General features: G+C 39.6%; 17 protein-coding genes and 11 tRNA genes. 2 read left to right on the top strand and 26 right to left on the bottom strand.

What is annotated here, in order from left to right:
* Nucleotides 1–91 precede the first annotated feature (91 nt).
* The 12 genes from ACY3XC_RS27740 to ACY3XC_RS27685 form a co-directional block, all read right to left on the bottom strand.
* Nucleotides 92–165: transfer RNA gene (locus ACY3XC_RS27740), tRNA-Gly, on the bottom strand.
* Nucleotides 166–180: 15 nt separating this feature from the next.
* Nucleotides 181–257, bottom strand: a tRNA-Pro gene (locus ACY3XC_RS27735).
* A gap of 7 nt (nucleotides 258–264) precedes the next feature.
* Nucleotides 265–341 (bottom strand) — tRNA-Arg (locus ACY3XC_RS27730).
* A 62-nt stretch (nucleotides 342–403) separates the two neighbouring features.
* Nucleotides 404–489 (bottom strand) — tRNA-Leu (locus ACY3XC_RS27725).
* A 62-nt stretch (nucleotides 490–551) separates the two neighbouring features.
* A tRNA-Leu gene (locus ACY3XC_RS27720) sits at nucleotides 552–636 on the bottom strand.
* 61 nt (nucleotides 637–697) lie between these two features.
* Nucleotides 698–773: transfer RNA gene (locus ACY3XC_RS27715), tRNA-Lys, on the bottom strand.
* 1 nt (nucleotide 774) lies between these two features.
* A tRNA-Gln gene (locus ACY3XC_RS27710) sits at nucleotides 775–849 on the bottom strand.
* Nucleotides 850–875: 26 nt separating this feature from the next.
* A tRNA-Asp gene (locus ACY3XC_RS27705) sits at nucleotides 876–952 on the bottom strand.
* Between the two features lie 55 nt (nucleotides 953–1,007).
* Nucleotides 1,008–1,079 (bottom strand) — tRNA-Glu (locus ACY3XC_RS27700).
* An 8-nt stretch (nucleotides 1,080–1,087) separates the two neighbouring features.
* Nucleotides 1,088–1,178: transfer RNA gene (locus tag ACY3XC_RS27695), tRNA-Ser, on the bottom strand.
* Between the two features lie 9 nt (nucleotides 1,179–1,187).
* A tRNA-Asn gene (locus tag ACY3XC_RS27690) sits at nucleotides 1,188–1,262 on the bottom strand.
* A gap of 119 nt (nucleotides 1,263–1,381) precedes the next feature.
* Complete coding sequence (locus ACY3XC_RS27685) at nucleotides 1,382–1,855, bottom strand: SprT family protein (protein ID WP_464871411.1); 474 nt, start codon at nucleotides 1,853–1,855, stop codon at nucleotides 1,382–1,384.
* Between the two features lie 94 nt (nucleotides 1,856–1,949).
* On the opposite strand from ACY3XC_RS27685, the gene cmpA reads away from it, so the two are divergent.
* Nucleotides 1,950–2,063 carry a cortex morphogenetic protein CmpA gene (gene cmpA / locus ACY3XC_RS27680; protein ID WP_095251326.1) on the top strand — a complete coding sequence of 38 codons (114 nt, stop codon included), beginning with the start codon at nucleotides 1,950–1,952 and terminating at the stop codon, nucleotides 2,061–2,063.
* Between the two features lie 50 nt (nucleotides 2,064–2,113).
* On the opposite strand, the gene ACY3XC_RS27675 is transcribed toward cmpA, so the two are convergent.
* The 6 genes from ACY3XC_RS27675 to acpS all read right to left on the bottom strand — a co-directional run bounded on the left by ACY3XC_RS27675 (nucleotide 2,114) and on the right by acpS (nucleotide 8,355).
* Nucleotides 2,114–4,303: a Tex family protein gene (locus tag ACY3XC_RS27675; RefSeq protein WP_464871410.1), complete on the bottom strand. Its 2,190-nt coding sequence runs from the start codon at nucleotides 4,301–4,303 to the stop codon at nucleotides 2,114–2,116.
* 448 nt (nucleotides 4,304–4,751) lie between these two features.
* On the bottom strand, nucleotides 4,752–5,102 hold the full coding sequence (locus ACY3XC_RS27670; protein ID WP_034673264.1) for a type II toxin-antitoxin system PemK/MazF family toxin: 351 nt from the start codon (nucleotides 5,100–5,102) through the stop codon (nucleotides 4,752–4,754).
* A gap of 4 nt (nucleotides 5,103–5,106) precedes the next feature.
* A complete protein-coding gene (locus ACY3XC_RS27665; protein WP_095251323.1) occupies nucleotides 5,107–5,388 on the bottom strand; it encodes a CopG family ribbon-helix-helix protein in 282 nt (93 codons plus the stop codon).
* 185 nt (nucleotides 5,389–5,573) lie between these two features.
* Nucleotides 5,574–6,737, bottom strand: a complete 1,164-nt coding sequence (alr, locus tag ACY3XC_RS27660) for an alanine racemase (protein ID WP_464871409.1) — start codon at nucleotides 6,735–6,737, stop codon at nucleotides 5,574–5,576.
* Between the two features lie 126 nt (nucleotides 6,738–6,863).
* Entirely contained in the window at nucleotides 6,864–7,874 is a 1,011-nt protein-coding gene (locus ACY3XC_RS27655) for a LolA family protein (RefSeq protein WP_464871408.1), read from the bottom strand.
* Between the two features lie 130 nt (nucleotides 7,875–8,004).
* Nucleotides 8,005–8,355, bottom strand: a complete 351-nt coding sequence (acpS, locus tag ACY3XC_RS27650) for a holo-ACP synthase (protein ID WP_464871407.1) — start codon at nucleotides 8,353–8,355, stop codon at nucleotides 8,005–8,007.
* Nucleotides 8,356–8,454: 99 nt separating this feature from the next.
* Here acpS and ACY3XC_RS27645 point away from each other — a divergent pair, with 99 nt between their 5' ends.
* Nucleotides 8,455–9,048 (top strand): rhomboid family intramembrane serine protease, encoded by a 594-nt coding sequence (locus ACY3XC_RS27645; RefSeq protein ID WP_464871406.1) that lies wholly within the window; start codon nucleotides 8,455–8,457, stop codon nucleotides 9,046–9,048.
* A gap of 14 nt (nucleotides 9,049–9,062) precedes the next feature.
* On the opposite strand, the gene ACY3XC_RS27640 is transcribed toward ACY3XC_RS27645, so the two are convergent.
* From ACY3XC_RS27640 to ACY3XC_RS27605, 8 genes are all read right to left on the bottom strand, one after another.
* On the bottom strand, nucleotides 9,063–10,502 hold the full coding sequence (locus ACY3XC_RS27640; protein WP_464871405.1) for a PH domain-containing protein: 1,440 nt from the start codon (nucleotides 10,500–10,502) through the stop codon (nucleotides 9,063–9,065).
* Nucleotides 10,495–10,974: a PH domain-containing protein gene (locus ACY3XC_RS27635; protein WP_464871404.1), complete on the bottom strand. Its 480-nt coding sequence runs from the start codon at nucleotides 10,972–10,974 to the stop codon at nucleotides 10,495–10,497. The genes ACY3XC_RS27640 and ACY3XC_RS27635 overlap by 8 nt, the downstream gene beginning before the upstream one ends.
* Before the next feature lie 65 nt (nucleotides 10,975–11,039).
* The gene (gene uvsE / locus ACY3XC_RS27630) at nucleotides 11,040–12,002 is read right to left on the bottom strand and encodes a UV DNA damage repair endonuclease UvsE (protein WP_464871403.1); all 963 of its coding nucleotides are present in this window, start codon (nucleotides 12,000–12,002) and stop codon (nucleotides 11,040–11,042) included.
* Between the two features lie 102 nt (nucleotides 12,003–12,104).
* On the bottom strand, nucleotides 12,105–13,598 hold the full coding sequence (locus ACY3XC_RS27625) for a DEAD/DEAH box helicase (RefSeq protein ID WP_464871402.1): 1,494 nt from the start codon (nucleotides 13,596–13,598) through the stop codon (nucleotides 12,105–12,107).
* A 357-nt stretch (nucleotides 13,599–13,955) separates the two neighbouring features.
* The gene (locus ACY3XC_RS27620; RefSeq protein WP_464871401.1) at nucleotides 13,956–14,645 is read right to left on the bottom strand and encodes an alpha/beta hydrolase; all 690 of its coding nucleotides are present in this window, start codon (nucleotides 14,643–14,645) and stop codon (nucleotides 13,956–13,958) included.
* Nucleotides 14,646–14,735: 90 nt separating this feature from the next.
* Complete coding sequence (locus ACY3XC_RS27615) at nucleotides 14,736–16,115, bottom strand: UDP-N-acetylmuramoyl-tripeptide--D-alanyl-D-alanine ligase (protein ID WP_464871400.1); 1,380 nt, start codon at nucleotides 16,113–16,115, stop codon at nucleotides 14,736–14,738.
* Nucleotides 16,116–16,175: 60 nt separating this feature from the next.
* Nucleotides 16,176–17,258 (bottom strand): D-alanine--D-alanine ligase, encoded by a 1,083-nt coding sequence (locus ACY3XC_RS27610; protein WP_464871399.1) that lies wholly within the window; start codon nucleotides 17,256–17,258, stop codon nucleotides 16,176–16,178.
* A gap of 129 nt (nucleotides 17,259–17,387) precedes the next feature.
* Nucleotides 17,388–18,164, bottom strand: a complete 777-nt coding sequence (locus ACY3XC_RS27605; protein WP_464871398.1) for a hypothetical protein — start codon at nucleotides 18,162–18,164, stop codon at nucleotides 17,388–17,390.
* Nucleotides 18,165–18,186 lie beyond the last annotated feature (22 nt).

Below are 18,186 nucleotides of genomic sequence, written 5' to 3'. Positions count from 1 at the left end.
GTTACGTTGGCTTAGCTTTTATAAAAAGCTAAAAAATTGTTTGTTGACGTTCTTGTTTGTTTAGTTTTCAAAGAGCAATTAATAGTAAGATTGGAGCGGGTGATGAGAATCGAACTCACAACATCAGCTTGGAAGGCTGAGGTTTTACCACTAAACTACACCCGCATATAAAGTTTCGAATGGTCGGGAAGACAGGATTCGAACCTGCGACCCCTTGGTCCCAAACCAAGTGCTCTACCAAGCTGAGCTACTTCCCGTAAAATATGGCGCGCCCGAAAGGAGTCGAACCCATAACCTTCTGATCCGTAGTCAGACACTCTATCCAATTGAGCTACGGGCGCAAACTTTCAAAGTCAACTTTTATATTATATCAAACCGGGTTTGATGTGTCAACAACTTTTTTTGGTGCGGCCGAGAGGACTTGAACCTCCACGGGGTTGCCCCCACTAGGCCCTCAACCTAGCGCGTCTGCCATTCCGCCACGACCGCATACGTTTCAGCGACATTTAATAGCATACCATATTATCAACAGTCTTTCAAGAGTTAATAATTGGTGCGGGTGAAGGGAGTCGAACCCCCACGCCTTGCGGCGCCAGATCCTAAGTCTGGTGCGTCTGCCAATTCCGCCACACCCGCAAATATGGAAGATTATTTTACTAGCGCAAAAAATCTTGGTTATTTTCTAACGAAAATAACTTGGTGAGCCATGAAGGATTCGAACCTTCGACCCTCTGATTAAAAGTCAGATGCTCTACCAACTGAGCTAATGGCTCTTGGCTGGGCTAGCTGGATTTGAACCAACGCATGTCGCAGTCAAAGTGCGATGCCTTACCGCTTGGCTATAGCCCAATATTATTTTAATTCCATTAAGAAAATGGCGGTCCGGACGGGACTCGAACCCGCGACCTCCTGCGTGACAGGCAGGCATTCTAACCAACTGAACTACCGGACCAAATTTGTTTTAAATAAGAAACAGGAAATGAGCTAAAATCATCTCCCGTCCCTGATGACCCCTACGGGATTCGAACCCGTGTTACCTCCGTGAAAGGGAGGTGTCTTAACCACTTGACCAAGGGGCCAATTTTTATGGCGGAGAAGGAGGGATTTGAACCCTCGCGCCGGTTACCCGACCTACACCCTTAGCAGGGGCGCCTCTTCAGCCTCTTGAGTACTTCCCCATAAAAAAATGGCTCCGCAGGTAGGACTCGAACCTACGACCGATCGGTTAACAGCCGATAGCTCTACCACTGAGCTACTGCGGAATAATTAAACTTTTAGGTGCCAAACAAGGACAATCACCTTGTCGACTCTTTACATTATAATGACGATGTATGATAAAGTCAACATGATTTTCAGAGAAAATAAGCTGCATATTATTTCCTTATACTTCATGTAACTCTTTCACCTTTTTTAGCTTGCCTCTACATTTTCCACACACATAGCGACTTGTATTAATACTTCGTTTTCTTTTATATTGCTGCAGGCATTTTGTACATTCATAAAGGAGAATTTTATTAGGGGTGCGTTTTTTAGGTTTGTCTAGCAGCGGGCTGCAGAATCTTGGTGCACCTACTTTTTTCAATAACATTTTAAAATCTGGATCACGGTGCTGATAACCTTTTCCTTCTATGTGGAGATGGTAATGGCAGAGTTCATGTTTAATAATCCCGATTAGTTCGTTTAAACCCAGTTGGTCTAAGTATTTTTTATTGATGTCGATGTTATGAGTCCCAAGTAGATATCTTCCCCCGGTTGAACGCAGCCTGCTATTAAAGGAGGCTTTATGCCTAAAAGGCTTGCCAAAGAATTCAATCGAGACTTTTTCGACTAATTTTTGTAGTTCTTTATCCTCCATTTGCTTTCCCTCCAAACATAAAAGCGAACGTGACAACCTATTATAGCATATATTGTAGATACCTATAATGATCTACTTTTCGGGAGGGTTAACTATGCCGACTTGGTTTCAGAACCAAATGAAAAGAGCTTTCTACGAGAAGGACCGATACCAAATTAAACTGCTAAACCAATGCTGGTTTTTTTACAGAAAAAAGCACATTTCATAAGAAAAAGTGCAACTCACTAGGTGGGTTGCACTCTTTCTTCTACTTTACTCTTATTTAGCTGGCGGCAGCATCGTTAACGCTACTCTGCCTTTCTTCATATCTACAGAGTCTACCCAAACGGTTACCACATCACCAACAGATACGATATCCAAAGGATGTTTCACAAAACGATTACTTAGCTTAGAAATATGAACGAGACCATCCTGCTTAACACCGATATCTACAAACGCGCCAAAATCCACCACATTTCTAACTGTACCCTGCAGTTCCATTCCTGCACTTAAATCTTCTAATTTAAGGACATCCTTTTTCAATAATGGACGCGGCAGGTCATCACGCGGGTCACGTTCTGGTCTTACGAGTGCGTCGATGATATCTTTTAGTGTTAATTCACCAATTGACAGTTCTGCAGAAACTGATTTTAAATCTAGACCACCAAGGGCATCTCTTAATTCAGCACTTCCTAAATCATCTGTTGAAAAGCCCAGACTCTCTAATAACTTTTTCACTTCATTATAGCTTTCCGGGTGAATTCCCGTCTTGTCTAACGGCTGTTTCCCATCTAATACACGCAAGAAGCCAATGGCTTGTTCATATGTTTTAGCCCCTAGACGAGGGACTTTCTTTAATTGCACCCTGCTCGTGAACTTCCCTTCTTCTTCCCTTTTCTTCACAATATTGTGTGCCGCCGTTTTTGTCAGCCCTGCAACATATTGCAGTAAGGAGGCTGAAGCTGTATTTACATTCACACCTACACGGTTAACCGCCGTTTCAACAACAAAATGCAATGACTCGGAAAGGCGCTTTTGGGTAACATCATGCTGGTATTGACCAACTCCAACTGATTTCGGATCAATCTTCACTAACTCGGCAAGTGGATCCTGTAATCTTCTTGCAATTGAGACCGCACTTCTTTCTTCTACTTGAAAATTAGGAAACTCTTCTCTCGCTATATCAGAGGCAGAGTACACGCTGGCACCCGCTTCATTTACAATTAGATAATAGATTTCATCATCCATTTCTTTAAGGATGTCCGCCACGAATTGTTCAGTTTCCCTTGAGGCCGTTCCATTGCCAATGGCAGCCATCTCTACTTTATAATCCCGAAGAATTTGAATGAACTTCTCTTTTGCTTCCTTTGCCTTTGCTACGGGTGGATGCGGATAGATTACATCTATCTTCAATACCTTTCCTGTTTCATCCACCACAGCAAGCTTACAGCCTGTCCGATAAGCCGGATCCACACCAATAACGACTTTTCCTTTTAAAGGCGGCTGCAATAGTAAGTTGCGAAGATTTTCAGAGAAGATATGAATCGCTTGCTCTTCACCTTTATCATTTAGTTCGCCTCGAATTTCCCTTTCAATCGAGGGCTGGATAAGCCGCTTATAGCTATCTTCTATTGCTTCAATGACAAAAGGTGCTGCGGGTGAATGCTGGACGCGTACCCATTTTCTCGATAGATAAGAAAGGACTATGTCATTATTCATCTTTATGGATACCCTTAAGATATCTTCCTTTTCACCACGATTTAACGCAAGGATTCGATGGGGAACAATTTTATTTACTGGCTCCTCATATTCATAGTACATTTCATAAACTTTTTTCTCGTCTTTTTCCGCATCTTTTACTGTTGATTCCACTTTACCTGACTTAAAGGTTTCGTTACGAATCCATTTCCGTCCCTCTGCATCATCAGAAATCATTTCAGCAATGATATCTTTCGCACCAGCAATAGCGTCTTCAACCGTAAGAACTTCTTTTTCATCCGATAAAAATTCCTTTGCCTTTTCCTCAATCGGAGTTTTAGGAAATGTTAATAACCATTCTGCTAAAGGTTCTAGCCCTTTTTCCTTTGCAACCGTCGCTTTTGTACGTCGTTTTTGTTTATAAGGACGATATAAATCTTCCACCTCTTGAAGCTTTTCTGCTTTCGTTATTTTATGTGAAAGTTCTTCGGTTAATTTACCTTGCTCCGCAATGGTCCGTAGTACTTCTTCTTTCCTTTGCTCAAGGTTTTGTATGTATTGCCAGCGTTCCTGGATATTTCGTATCTGGACTTCATCTAGTGCCCCAGTCATTTCTTTACGGTAACGGGCGATAAACGGGACTGTGTTCCCCTCATTTAATAACGAGATTACACTCTTTACCTGCTTATGAGGTATGGTTAACTCGGCAGCTACCTTCCCAAGAAGCTGTTCATCTTTTACAACTGTATCATTCACTTCACAAACCTCCATCCATTCCTATTACCATATTGTATCAAATTCCCACAACTGATTCATTACAGGACCATTTCTTTCCTATTAAAAATGTTATAACTGAATGTTGATATCACTGTGTTTTGAAAATAGACGGAGAAATTCCGCTTAAATTAAAAAATACCCATATTTCCTTAAGAATAAGGGGAGTTTTTCCGCTTATATAATCCAAGTCCTTGAACTTTGTCTTATTTAGAGCTGATAACCGGAATATCTCCGCCTATATCAGCTTCTAAGCTTCCTTTTTATACAATAGGCGGAAATTCTCCGCCTATGAATAATCAACCCTGCACGAAAATCAACAATGAATAATAACAAAGTCTAAAAAAAAGAAGCAAGCTAATGAGCTTGCTAAAGGCAGAAACAAATATGAGGTTAGAGCATACGTATAAAAAAACGCTCTTTCTAAAAAGAGCGTGCATTCATGCTAAAATTCGATGAGACCTATACTTACTCGCAAGGCTTCATCCACTTTTTCCATCATTTCGTCATCGAGATGGGTTATTTTATCGGTTAACCGCTGTTTATCAATTGTACGAATCTGTTCTAAAAGTATGACTGAATCTCGTTCAAAACCGTAGCGCTTCGCATCAATTTCTACATGAGTGGGAAGCTTCGCTTTTTGAATTTGTGCTGTAATCGCTGCAACAATAACTGTGGGACTAAACCGATTCCCGATGTCGTTTTGAATGACAAGTACAGGACGGACGCCGCCTTGTTCAGAACCAACAACTGGGGATAGGTCCGCGAAATAAACGTCACCACGCTTGACAATCAAGGGATTACCCTCCGCTTACAAGACGTTCAACTGTGTGCTCTGCCTCAAATTCTGCTTGAAATGCTTCCGATGCAATCGATAAATTGATCATTGCCATTTCCATGTATCCACGTCTCATGGATTCGCGAATTTGTCTCTTTTTTCGTTCGCGTAAATACATTTTAGTTGCCTGATAAATAAACTCGCTCCGGTTAACGTTTTCTAATTTTACAAAACCATCTAACTCGGTTAAAAGATGTTGCGGTAATTTTACTAAGATTTCCGTAGTTGCGCCGGATTCAGACACAAACATACACCTCCACCATCACTACACACCATTTTTTCTATCTACCATATTTTATAATACCACTTAATGCCCAACATGCATAGACTAAATATAATACTTCTGTATTATAGGCCAAACAAACTATCTTTTATGCACTAAAATTCCGCATTATCATAATTATGTTCCCATTTTTAATATTAAGCCATTTATTCGTGCAAAAGATAGTTTTTTAATACGACAATTTTCCCACCCTGTTTATATAGACGGGGTACTCTATTTGAGATGATACACGGTACTTCATAATTAATTGTTTCTAGTTTTTGAGCAATTTCATTAACAGAGATAAATTCTCCATTTTCTCTGCCAATTAACGTAACAGTCGTCCCAACTGGCACTTCATGTGGTAATTTTACCATACATTGATCCATACAAATCCTGCCAACAATTGGCACTCTTCTACCTTCAACCAATACTTCCTGCCCTTGGAGCCGACGAATCCAGCCGTCAGCATAACCAATGGGAATCGTACCAATCCACTCTTCGCCCTCAGCTTCATAAGTAGCACCATAACTTACTTTATCACCTTTATCGAGTTTTTTCACATGGACAAGCCTCGAACGGAGCGAAAATGCCTCCTTAAGGGGAAAAGGCAGTTCATTTTCAATCTCAGGAGATGGTGTTAATCCATACATAGCAATCCCAAGACGTACAGCATTAAAATTAGCTTTTGAGAATCGTAAAGCAGCAGCACTATTACTACAATGGATATATTTAGGCTGTTCCTTCATGACAGAAAGCAAATCATGGAATAGCTCTAATTGTTTATCCAGGTAAGTTTGGTCTACTTCATCTGCTGTGGCAAAGTGTGTAAAGACACCCTCAATTGCTAGCCTTCCATCTCTAGATATCGTTTCTACAACCTGTGCTAACTCATCCTTTGTACGGATACCAATTCTCCCCATTCCAGTATCAAGCTTAATATGAACGGGAAGTACCTTATCTTTTGGAAGATAGGATTGTGCCGCTGTTACCCACTCTAACCGGAACACTGTAATGGTGATGTTAAACTTGACTGCTAGCGTAGCATCTTCTGGACGTGTTGCACCTAAGACTAGAATCGGTGCAAGTACTCCCTTATTCCGGAGAGCGATTGCTTCATCCATAAATGCTACTGCTAGATAAGTTGCACCTGCTTTCAGTGCACTCTCGGCCACTTTAAAGTCCCCGTGACCGTAAGCATTTGCTTTTACCACGGCTATGATCTCCACGTTGGGAGGCAAAAGTTTTTTGACAGAGGCAACATTTGAGAGAATATAATCCAAATCAACCTCTGCCCATGTGTCTCTATAAAAATAGCCCTGCTCTGTCATTATTCCACTTCCTAATTACTTAAAGTCACTTTTATTATATTTATTTTTACCCTATTGATTATCAAACTACTTATTTTAATTGTCAAATGAAAAACAGGCCCTATTCAGAGCCTGTATCCTTTAATCCTATTTTTCTACATCACCTTGAACTGTTCTGGCGATCTCAACAAGTTCCTTTTCTGTTAAGTCGTTGGAGGCAATCATGTAGTCCACACCATCCATGGTCCAAGTAATCGAACCTTCAGAAACAGCACCAATGGTAATACCTAAATCAACTAAGTCTCCATCGATATAAGTAGGTGACGTTGAGGCTTCTTTCACGGTTACCTTTTCTTGTACAAGCGTGAATGACTTAGCACCTTCGTAGGTTAGGACAACCCGTTTTCCATCTTCAAGTTTGACAACTTTTTCTTCCACTAACTTCGCACCCATATCGGCAGTTGGGTATTTAACAGTAAAGGCTTCATCCTTACTATCTGCCATGACAGGAAGGTTAAGGTCAGCACGAGTCATATTCTTTTTCATATCAAAATCGCTATCATCAAAGCTGGCGTTGAATTTAACCTTTGAGAATTCTACAGTCACTAGCGCATTTCGATCTGGATCCATTACTTTTACCATAGCCGGGGATAAATCTTCCTTGTTTAGTTTAATTTCCTGGATTGGCAGCATACTATTGTTTTGATAGCGGGTTTTGGTTTCAAATACATAATGTTCTTTAGTAGCAGAGAATTTTGACTCCTTATCTTCAACAATGTCTTTAATTAACGATTCATATAAATAGGCTTGGCTGCTGTTTTGAGGCCAATCGCTTTGGAATTTGAAACTCTTCTTTAGTGCAGGTGTTAATACAAATACCCCTTCATCGTTACGTAATATCATCTGACTCTGATCTTTTTCTGCATTTTTTAAATTGACGCGGTAGAATGTTGGATCCTTATGCCAAATCTCAACGTTATACACCTGTGAATCAGTGCCCATTTTCAACGTCATTTTTGCATCTACTTTATAACCAGTTAAATCATTTAGTTTTCCATTTAACTCTTTCACCACATCATCTTTTGACTTAGAGCCACAGGCAGCTAGTAGAAAGATGACCATTAACCCAGTAAACACAAGCAAAAACCTTTTCTTCAATTCCTTCAACCCCTTCTTGTCTCATTTTTCATATGAATATAAAGAAGACTCGTCTCTCCCATTTCCCTATGAATATATGAGACAACCTTAAGGAATATGATAAAAGGGTGCCAAGCTATATATGATTTTTCTATTTTTCTTCGATAACTACCTGTGCAACAGCATAATCTCTGCTGTGTGAGATCGAAAGAAATCCATTCGTTTCTGGCCTTACGATGCAGGGCTTGCCGTAAGAATCTGCTTCAATTTCAATATCTAGAAAAGATAACTCTTTGCCGATTCCCGTGCCAGCAGCTTTAGAATAGGCTTCCTTTGCCGCAAATCTCCCGGCTAAAAATTCAATTTTTCTTCGCTCAGGAAGCTCTATGAACGTTCGTTTCTCATTCTCAGTTAAAATCCGATCTACCAACTTCTTTTGTCTAGTGACAATTTCTTCAATTCTTGAAAGTTCAATAATATCAATTCCGATCCCTTTAATCATGCTCAAGATCCCTTCTATTTAAATTAAAAGATGCATAATAGTACAACAAGACCATATTTCAGTCTATTATAATTAGTAAGTATTCTCGGGGAGGTTATTATGTTTACGAGGACAGAGAGTTTTCGCGAATTCATTCGCTTTTATCCAGTTGTTTCTATTATTATAGCCATTCATTTCCTATTATATCTTTTTACTGCTTTACCGATATTCCCAAACTTTTGGTTTAAAGCGACTTTTTCAGGTGTAAACCTCTATATTATGGAAGGTGAGTATTGGAGGCTTTTTACTCCCATCTTTATGCACGGCGGGTTTACTCATGTTTTATTTAACAGTTTCTCACTCGTTCTTTTTGGTCCAGCACTTGAAAGGCTCTTAGGAAAGGGTAAATTCCTGCTCGTCTATCTTGTTTCCGGTATCCTAGCAAATGTGGCTACTTTACTGCTTGAACCTTTAACCTATGTACATGTTGGGTCTAGCGGCGCGATTTTTGGATTATTTGGTTATTATATAAGCATGATTCTCTTTCGTAAGCATATGCTCTCACAGCAAAATTCGCAAATTATCCTTATCATTTGTGCCCTTAGCTTAGTTATGACCTTCATCCAGCCCAATATTAATATCACTGCCCATATATTCGGTTTATTAGGCGGCTTTTTACTAGGAGCCATTTTTTATAATAAAAAGAAGGATTGAGCCAATCTTTTGGTTCAATCCTTCTTTTTAGCTTCCCTAGAAAACCAAGAGTAAACCTTCTTCACATCTTTTCGGTCCATATCGATTATAGTGCCGCCAGCACCACCGAAGCCAACTTTCACAAATGCTTCCAGCGTTCCTAGTTCTTTTCTTTTTTGAAAGTAGCTTTCTTTCATTTCTAGACTTTGGATTTTATTTTTCTTGATAAATACGGTAGCTCTGACAATCTTTCGATACCGTAAATTTAATTGCTGCTCTTCCAATTTCCATCCAGCATCCTTATATTTTAATATCCCCCAAAAAGTAAACCACGCTAGGACTGCCAATGAAAGAAGTCCCCACAATTTTAGAAAGAAAATAGCCGCAGCCACTACCGGAACAATCAGGATCCAGCTCCGAAAAACATAACGAAGCATCGCTCTTTTAGGTACTGGATTAAAGCTTGAGGATAGGTGGTAATCCGTAAGATACGGCCCCAAAATATCTTTAATGGTATCTATCTTTACAAGCGGCAGGAGCAGTACCTTTGAACCTTCCTGATTACTAGCTGAACCACCTGCACTTTCAACCATAACCGACCCATAACCCAGCCATTGGCGAACGATATTTTCATTAATCCTGATCGCTTGAATCCGAGTTAACGGAATCGTGATCTGTCTTTTTTCTAATAATCCTTGTGAAATAACCAAATCATGTTCCGTTTTTATGACATTAAAATTTGCATACTTTAGCATCGTTCCAATTAGAGCAATAACCCAAGCAGCCACAAAGCCTCCAAAAACAAGCAGGACAATGATAATCAGATTACTTACTGCCCATTGTTCCACTCCACGAAATATTCTCCGATAGGGAATCAAATCATCCAGCTGTGAGAAAAATGCCAATACCGCCGAAATGACCACTCCTACTCCACCCGATGTAAGTGATAGTAAGATTAACTGTGCTGGAGTCATTCTATACACTGTATGACTAGGAATTTCCTGAACAGATTCAGCTTCTTGAACAACCGGGTTTTTAGCTGCAGCTACATATTCTTGAATATAGCGTGCCTCTTCTTTAGAGATAGCCGCAAGGACCGCTTCCGCTTCATCATTTCCGCTTCCTCCTGCGGTTTCTATCTTGACCTTTACCATCCCGCATAGTCGCTGTAGGATTCCTTCTGAAATATCCAGACTTTGAATCCGCTCTAAAGGGATATATCTTTTCTTGCGAATAAAAACACCATATTCGATCCGAAGTTCATTCTGTTCTAATCTATAGGTGTATCGCAGCCAGGAAAGAATACTTGTCAGAACAATTGCAGCCATTGCGATAGCGATAGCCCCAAATAGCAGCAACTTTCCTCCTCTGTTCCAAATAAAGATCAAGGCGATAAAACTAAAAATGGTGTCCTTTAACCTTTTGCCTATAGACAGCACAATCACAATGGGATGAAGTCTTTTCGGTTCAAACATCTTCATCCGCCACCCTTGCAAGATTAGAAATAAAGTGCCTTAATACTTCTGCTTCACTTTCTTCTAATGCAGGAATTTCATGTGACGTTGCAGCGGTATTAATAATAACAGAGGCTAATTGATATTTACGTAAAATAGGTCCCTGTACCGTATCAACATGCTGAACACGAATCATCGGAATTAATGTCCGCTTTACGATGAAAATACCTTCTTGAAGTTCAATTTCCTCATCCCTAACCTCATACCGCAAGCGTCGCCACTTTATTGACGGCAATAAAAAAATAAATAAATAAGTAGAAATGAGTTCGATTCCGATTAATAAAACTGATATCCAAAATGGTCCTTTAAAGATATGTATTAGAAAAATAGCAACACCTGCCAGAATCCAGCTTATGACAATCTTTATCGCACCTGAAATTTTCCAAACCGTTAATGCCTTTGCAGATATTCGTTTTTGCGGCTCTAGTATCATGTGCCCCTCCTATTCACTACGCCTTCACTTAAGTATACATGGTAATCAGGAAGGAAACATCAACGTTATTCAACAACAAAACTAGATTGATCTATTGGCGTAATTCCTTTCCTGCCCTGCAAATCCTCCATCAGACGAAAGAGAGCGGCATCCTTTTGTTTGGCTTCTATCATACAATGGACCTCAGGAACACTGCCCTTCATTTTATTTATGAAGTTCAAAAACATATCCGGATCAACAAATTCAGCATGAGCTCTGTATTCCTTCTCTGAACGGGGACTTGATATATGCATTTTCACCGGTAGTGGTGATGTCCTCCAGGTGTTAACAATTCGTTCCCAGTCTTCCTGCCACTCCTCCTCTTCATGATTTGCCAAATGGTGGTGGTAATCAAATACCATTGGAATCCCTAACTTCTCACAAAGGTATAACGTCTCTTTCACCGTGAACGTGGTATCATCGTTTTCAAGCATAATCATTTTTTGAATAGCTGGCTGAATATATCCCCAATTATGAATAAATTGTTCAAGTGCCTTTTCCTTATCCTCATAGCCGCCGCCTACATGCAGTACACAACGATGTTCTGTATCAATCTTCATCCCCTTAAGCAATTTCATATGCATCACAAGTGTCTTTAATGCATTAGAGAGTATTTCTTTGTTGGGCGTATTTAGGACAACAAAATGGTCGGGATGAAAATCAATTCGCATTGGGTACTGGTTAATGTAGTCACCCATTTTTTTTAATGATTCCTTCAGTGGCTTCATATAATCCCAATCAAGCAGCTCCTCATGATTCGCCAGCGGGATTAGACGGGAGCTTAAACGAAAGAAATGAATTTGATTTCCGGCATTGTGTTTTAATAACCTTAAACAATTATCTATATTTGATTCTGCAATCCGCTCCAGCTTTCGAATTGCTGCTTCACGGTCCGTTAGCTTGCTAAATTGTGCAAACGTCATCGTTTGGGATGGTGATGCATTTTGAAGCTCAACACTCATCGCCACATATCCAAGTTTAACAATCATCCTCATCACTCCTAACAGGCTATTACCATTAATGTTCCCATTAAACACCCCGTTAAAATAAAAAGAGAGCAATGGACATTAAGTCCATGCTCTCTATCTTTATTATCTGTTAAAGCTTCTTGGTTTTCCTGATGTGCGCTTTTCACCTGTTCTTGGCTTAGCAGGTGCCTTTTTACGATCGCGGTCACCACGTTCGCCACCGCGTGAAGAATTATAGCTTCTATTGTCATCTCTTCTTCTACGGTCACGGTCTTGTGGTTTTCTATCTCTCTTATGATGAACCGGTGATTCTTCTGTTAACTTCACAGGAGTGGTATCTGGTTCTTTTGTTAACATTTTCAAAACAGCTGCAATGACAGTTGAAGCATCATTTTCTTCAAGTAATTCATTAGCCGCTCTCTTATAATATTGAAGATTATTGCCTTCAATCGTCTGCACAATCTTATCGACAACTGCACGTTGTTGACCTTCTAATGCTTCATCAAGTGTTGGAGCAGTCATTCTCTCCATCTTGCGTTTCGTTGTTCTTTCTAATACAGATAGGTAAGACTTTTCACGTGGAGTGATGAATGTAAGTGCCATACCTGATTTACCAGCACGTCCTGTACGTCCAATTCGGTGGACATAACTTTCAGGATCTTGTGGAATATCAAAGTTGTAAACATGGGTTACGCCAGAGATATCTAGACCCCTTGCTGCCACGTCCGTTGCCACTAATACATCAATGGTTCCTTCTTTAAATTTCCGAAGGACCTGCATACGTTTCGCCTGCGTTAAATCTCCGTGAATTCCCTCAGCAGTGTAACCTCTTAAGGTTAATGCTTCAGATAATTCGTCAACACGGCGTTTCGTCCGTCCAAAAATAATCGCTAACTCTGGTGATTGAATATCAAGAAGTCTTGTTAAGACATCAAATTTATTTTTTTCCATCACTTCAAGATAGAATTGTTCAATCGCTGGTACAGTCATTTCCTTCATCTTGACACGTACAATTTGAGGGTCTTTCATAAACTTTTCTGCCATTCTTTGAATCGGAGCTGGCATTGTTGCTGAGAAAAGTAAAGTTTGACGCTCTGCCGGTGTAGAAGCAAGAATGGTTTCAATGTCTTCAATGAATCCCATATTTAACATTTCATCTGCTTCGTCAAGGATTACAGTATTAACTGTATCTAAGCGCATTGTTTTTCTGTTGATATGATCCAATACACGTCCAGGAGTACCAACAATAATATGTGGAAACTTCTTTAATGAACGGATTTGGCGGCTGATGTCCTGTCCGCCGTAAATGGATAGAACGCGGACTCTTTTTCCAGATCCGATTTTATAAAGCTCTTCTGATACTTGGATTGCAAGCTCACGAGTTGGTGCAATGATGATTCCTTGGATGGCATCCTTGGTTACATCAACCTTTTCAACTAAAGGAATTCCAAATGCAGCTGTTTTACCAGTTCCTGTTTGAGCCTGCCCGATCAAATCCTTGTTTGCAAGCCCCATTGGAATTGTTTCTGCCTGGATTGGTGTTGCTTCCTCAAAACCCATTTTGAGGACAGATTCTAAAGTGACCTTACTTAGGCCTAAATCTTCAAACTTTGTCAATGTTTTCATTCTCCTTCATCTATGTGAAAATATTTTTAAAGTGCTGAATATTTTCGCCCGATACTCAGAAATGCGGAAGCGTCTCGCTTAGGGGCGAAAAGCGCTGTAGGACGGTGACAGTGAAGTTCAATTTTTGACTTCACTGCCGGGACTGAAACGGTCGAGTCCCTAGGCGCGCAGCTAGACACGCATCAAAATGCCGCAAGTAGGTAACATCTATATTTTACCAAAAAAAGACATTCTCCTTCAAGGAGTATGCCCTTTATTCATCGTTCTTTAGACACGTTGCTGACTATCATAACACTTTAACATGTTAATTGCAATTAATGCGGTTTACTTACGGTTCCCATATAAGCATTACCGATCCATCAAAAATTCATACACCTGAGAAAATAGGGCCTCTTTTTCCTCACAGTGACAAATATGATGGCTAGAATCCTTGATATACGTAAGTCTTTTTGTTTTTGCACTAATCGTTCGGTATAAGTATTCAGCACTTTTAGGAGGGACGATTCCGTCACATTCTCCCTGTGCAATTAATGTTGGCACTTCTACTTGAGGGAGAAGTGGTTTGATATAAGAGACAAGCCTGCGAAATTGTAAAGTCGCTTTTATGGGAGTTGCTTTTATTTTTCTTCTATAACGCTGAAAAAATTCATTATTTCCTAAGTTTCCTTTTAATGAATCCAAAATCATTGATTTAATTTCACTTGCCATTTGCTTTGGATTTAGGTAAAAGGCAGCTGCACTAAGTAGTACAAGCTTGTCCACAGGGTGCTTTGCAGCCAAAAGACTTGCAATCATCCCCCCCATGGAAAACCCTATCACATAGACCTTATCACAGGTAGCAATTAATTTCTTTAGTTCGGTCTCTGCATGTTCGATCCACTGTTGATAGTGGACACCTTTTAGGGAAAGATTTTCGCCATGGCCAGGAAGAGTCGGGACACTGAATATCCAGTCTGTATGTTTCGTTAAATACTCAGCAAGAGGCTCTACTTCATATGGTGCCCCTGTAAAGCCATGAATACATAAACAGCCAATCATGTTCTCCACCTGCTTTATTTTGAAGAATATTTTTCTTTAGTTTTCCATTAACAGTTTTTCGCATACGGTCTTATTTTTGGAATTAAATCCTTACCTTTTCTGTAATGCTGTTACGATTTCTTCTAACTTCATTCCTCTTGAGGCCTTTACCAAGACTAATGATTCGTTAGTAACATGCTGCTTTAACACTTTAATTAGCTCATTCTTGTCACTATAGGAAAAAACTCTGTGTTTCCCTAAAGTGGAACGTGCTCCTTCAGCAATGTGTTCTGCTAATTTTCCAAAGGTAAAGACCAAATCTATTTTACCGGGATTCAATCCCTCACCAATTTGCTGATGGTACTGTTCTTCCTGAGGTCCCAATTCAAGCATATCACCGAGAACTAGAATGATTTTTTGATAACCCTTAAGGTTTGAAACCAGTTCAATTGCCGCCGTCATCGAGGTAGGACTAGCATTATAGGCGTCGTTGATAATCTTTTCACCATGACTCCCCTCGACGATTTCCATCCTCATATTGGTAAGTTTAACGTTCGCTAAGCCTTCATTCATTTTACTAAAGGATACATCAAAGTGTTGAGCAATGATCATTGCAGCAAGTGCGTTTAATATATTATGAGTTCCTAACACAGGAAGTTCGAAGTTTTCTGAGGACTCATTGATCGTAAACCTATTGCCTTGTTCTATCTGTATGACTTCTGTAGGATAAAAATCATTCCTGTTATTTCTTCCAAATGTTAGAACGTTAACATTCATCTTATATTTATTTATTCTTTCCATTAGAAGTGGTTCATCGCCATGAAGGACGGCCAAGCCCCCCTCTTTTAAACCTTGCAAGATTTCAAGTTTAGCTTCGGCAATTCCTTCTCTTGACCCAAGATCAAGAAGATGTGATTCTCCAATATTTGTAATTACAACTGCATCCGGAGAAGCAAGTTTTGTGAGAAATTCTATTTCCCCTCTTCCACTCATTCCCATCTCTAATACGGCAATTTCAGTATCCTCATCCAAACCTAAAACGGTAAGAGGCAGTCCAATATGGTTATTATAATTTCCTTCTGTTTTTTGTACTTTATAGGTGGTGGACAAGAGGGATGCTGTCATATCCTTTGTGGTTGTTTTTCCATTACTTCCGGTAATTCCTACCACTTTCACTGGTAATTGTTTGCGATATTCTCTCGCTAATTCCTGCAAGGCAGCTAAGCAATCTTCAACAATAAGGATTGGTAAGTGTGTTGGTGGGTTTGGGACATCATTTTGCCACAGAGCAGCACCTGCACCCTTTTTAAGTGCTTCCTCTACAAATTTATGACCATCCGAGCTTTCCCCTTTAAAAGGAATAAACAAATTACCTGGTTCAATTTTTCTAGAATCAATGGAAACACCCGTAATTTCTATCTCGACAAATGAGGTAATATCATTTTTAACAGCTATCATTTCTGATATTTGCTTTAGGTTTCTTTTAATCATTATAAACCTCCAGTTAGTTATGACTTTAAATAAAGACACGGCACCAAGCCGTGTCAATTCTTAGAAAGTGTATTTTATGTTTTGTTTTTCTGCATGTCGTTCTTTTGCAAGATTCACTAAGGTTTCAATCAATTGTGGATATTCAACACCTGTATGTTTCCATAACAAAGGGAACATGCTGAAAGGCGTGAAACCTGGCATCGTATTCACTTCATTAATTAATGCTTTACCGTCTTTTGTTAAGAAGAAGTCAGCACGAACAAGTCCTGAGCAATCTAGCGCTTTAAAGGCTTGAATGGCCATTTCTTTTATTTGTTGATACTCTTCCTCAGAAACATCTGCCGGAATGATTAATGCAGTATCACCATCTTCATATTTCGCTTTATAATCATAAAAATCCTTCTTTGGAACAATTTCACCGGCCACAGAGCATTTTGGTTCGTCATTCCCAAGGATTCCCACTTCAATTTCACGGGCTACAACACCCTCTTCAATGATCACTTTACGATCAAATTGGAATGCTTCCACAAATGCTTCTTCAAGTTCTGTTCGGTTTGTACATTTACTGATACCGACACTTGAACCTAGGTTCGCTGGTTTTACAAAGCAAGGGTAGCCTAGTTTTTCTTCCACTTTGGTATAAACAGACTCTTTCGCCTTTTCCCATTCCGTTCTAATAAAAGCAACATAATTCACCTGTGCCAACTCTGCTTGAGCAAATACATTTTTCATCATTACTTTATCCATTCCTGCCGAAGAAGCTAAAACACCGTTACCGACATACGGAAGGTTTAATAATTCCAATAATCCTTGTACTGTTCCATCCTCACCATTCGGTCCGTGCAGCAGTGGGAAGATTACATCTAAGGGTTCGTTTTCAGTTTGTTCGCTGTTCGGAAAGAGAGATGGTGCTAATGATAAAGGGGTTAACTGATTTTCATTTGAAAATTCTAATGCTTTTACGTTTTCTACAGGCGCAGTCAGCTGTGGTCCCTTGATCCACTGCCCTTCTACATTTATGTAAATCGGATGTATTTCATATTTTTCAAGATCCAGTGCTTTTATTACCGCAAGAGCTGTTTGTAAGGAAACTTTATGTTCAGCGGATTTACCCCCGTACAATAAACCAATTTTTGTTTTCATAGTAAACCTCCATTTTCGCATTTCACGATTTTATTTTATCACTTTTATTATTTTATGAAACCTACAGCTTGGTTAAAAACTTCCTATTATTACTTACACAAACAAAATCTCCCCACTGAAATGGAGAGATTAGATTACGGTAAGCTTCCATTCTTTTGTTTTTTTATCAAAGATGATTTTAGCGTGGCAGTTTTCACCTGAAATTTGTTCATACTCCTCGTACATATCATCCATAGTGGCAAAATCACCTATCACCCAGATTGGGATTTCCAGTCTGGTTCGCTGATGATCCACATCTCTTAAGGAAATACAGATACCTTCCTTAATAAAAGGGGTCAGAGATAGGAGAATTTCCTTATTTATTGGTGGATATAGGCGCTTTTTCCTAATTCCAAGGATTGATTTCTCAAGCTTTAATTCTCCTAATTTACTTGAAAGCGAATGGCTTAAAAGTTGAAAAAAATCCTTAAAGCTTCGATAATATGTTTTATTAAAGAAACCATCATCATGTGCTAAATAAACAAAGCGATTACCAAGCTTATTATAAAAGGGGAGTTTTAAATGCTGCTTCTGGTGACCCAAATATAACAATTCTGCTATTTCCTGTCCTGTGAGTTCATTTAATCCTTCCTCTTCAACAAAGTCAATCCAGCAAAAGTCTCCGTAGCCATATATATCTTCGGCAGCAAGCTTCTTGATTCTGTCCTCCGGGCAATATTCGAGCAGAGTATGCCTATTAAAGTCACCATCTTCAAAGTGGTGCTTTAATAATAGCAGCGGATTTAAAGCACCGGAAAAAGCAGCAGCAAATTCGGCAAATTCGATACCGTGAGACAGTACATACTGATCATTTTGATTTAGATGGACATAAACGAGATCCCGTATGTCTTGGTGATGCTTTTTCAAAACCAAACTCCTCCGATCAGGA

It is taken from the genome of Bacillus sp. CZDM1 (genome assembly GCF_055502545.1).
Note: the sequence above shows the minus strand (reverse complement) of the source record. Positions and strands in the feature narration are given on the sequence as shown.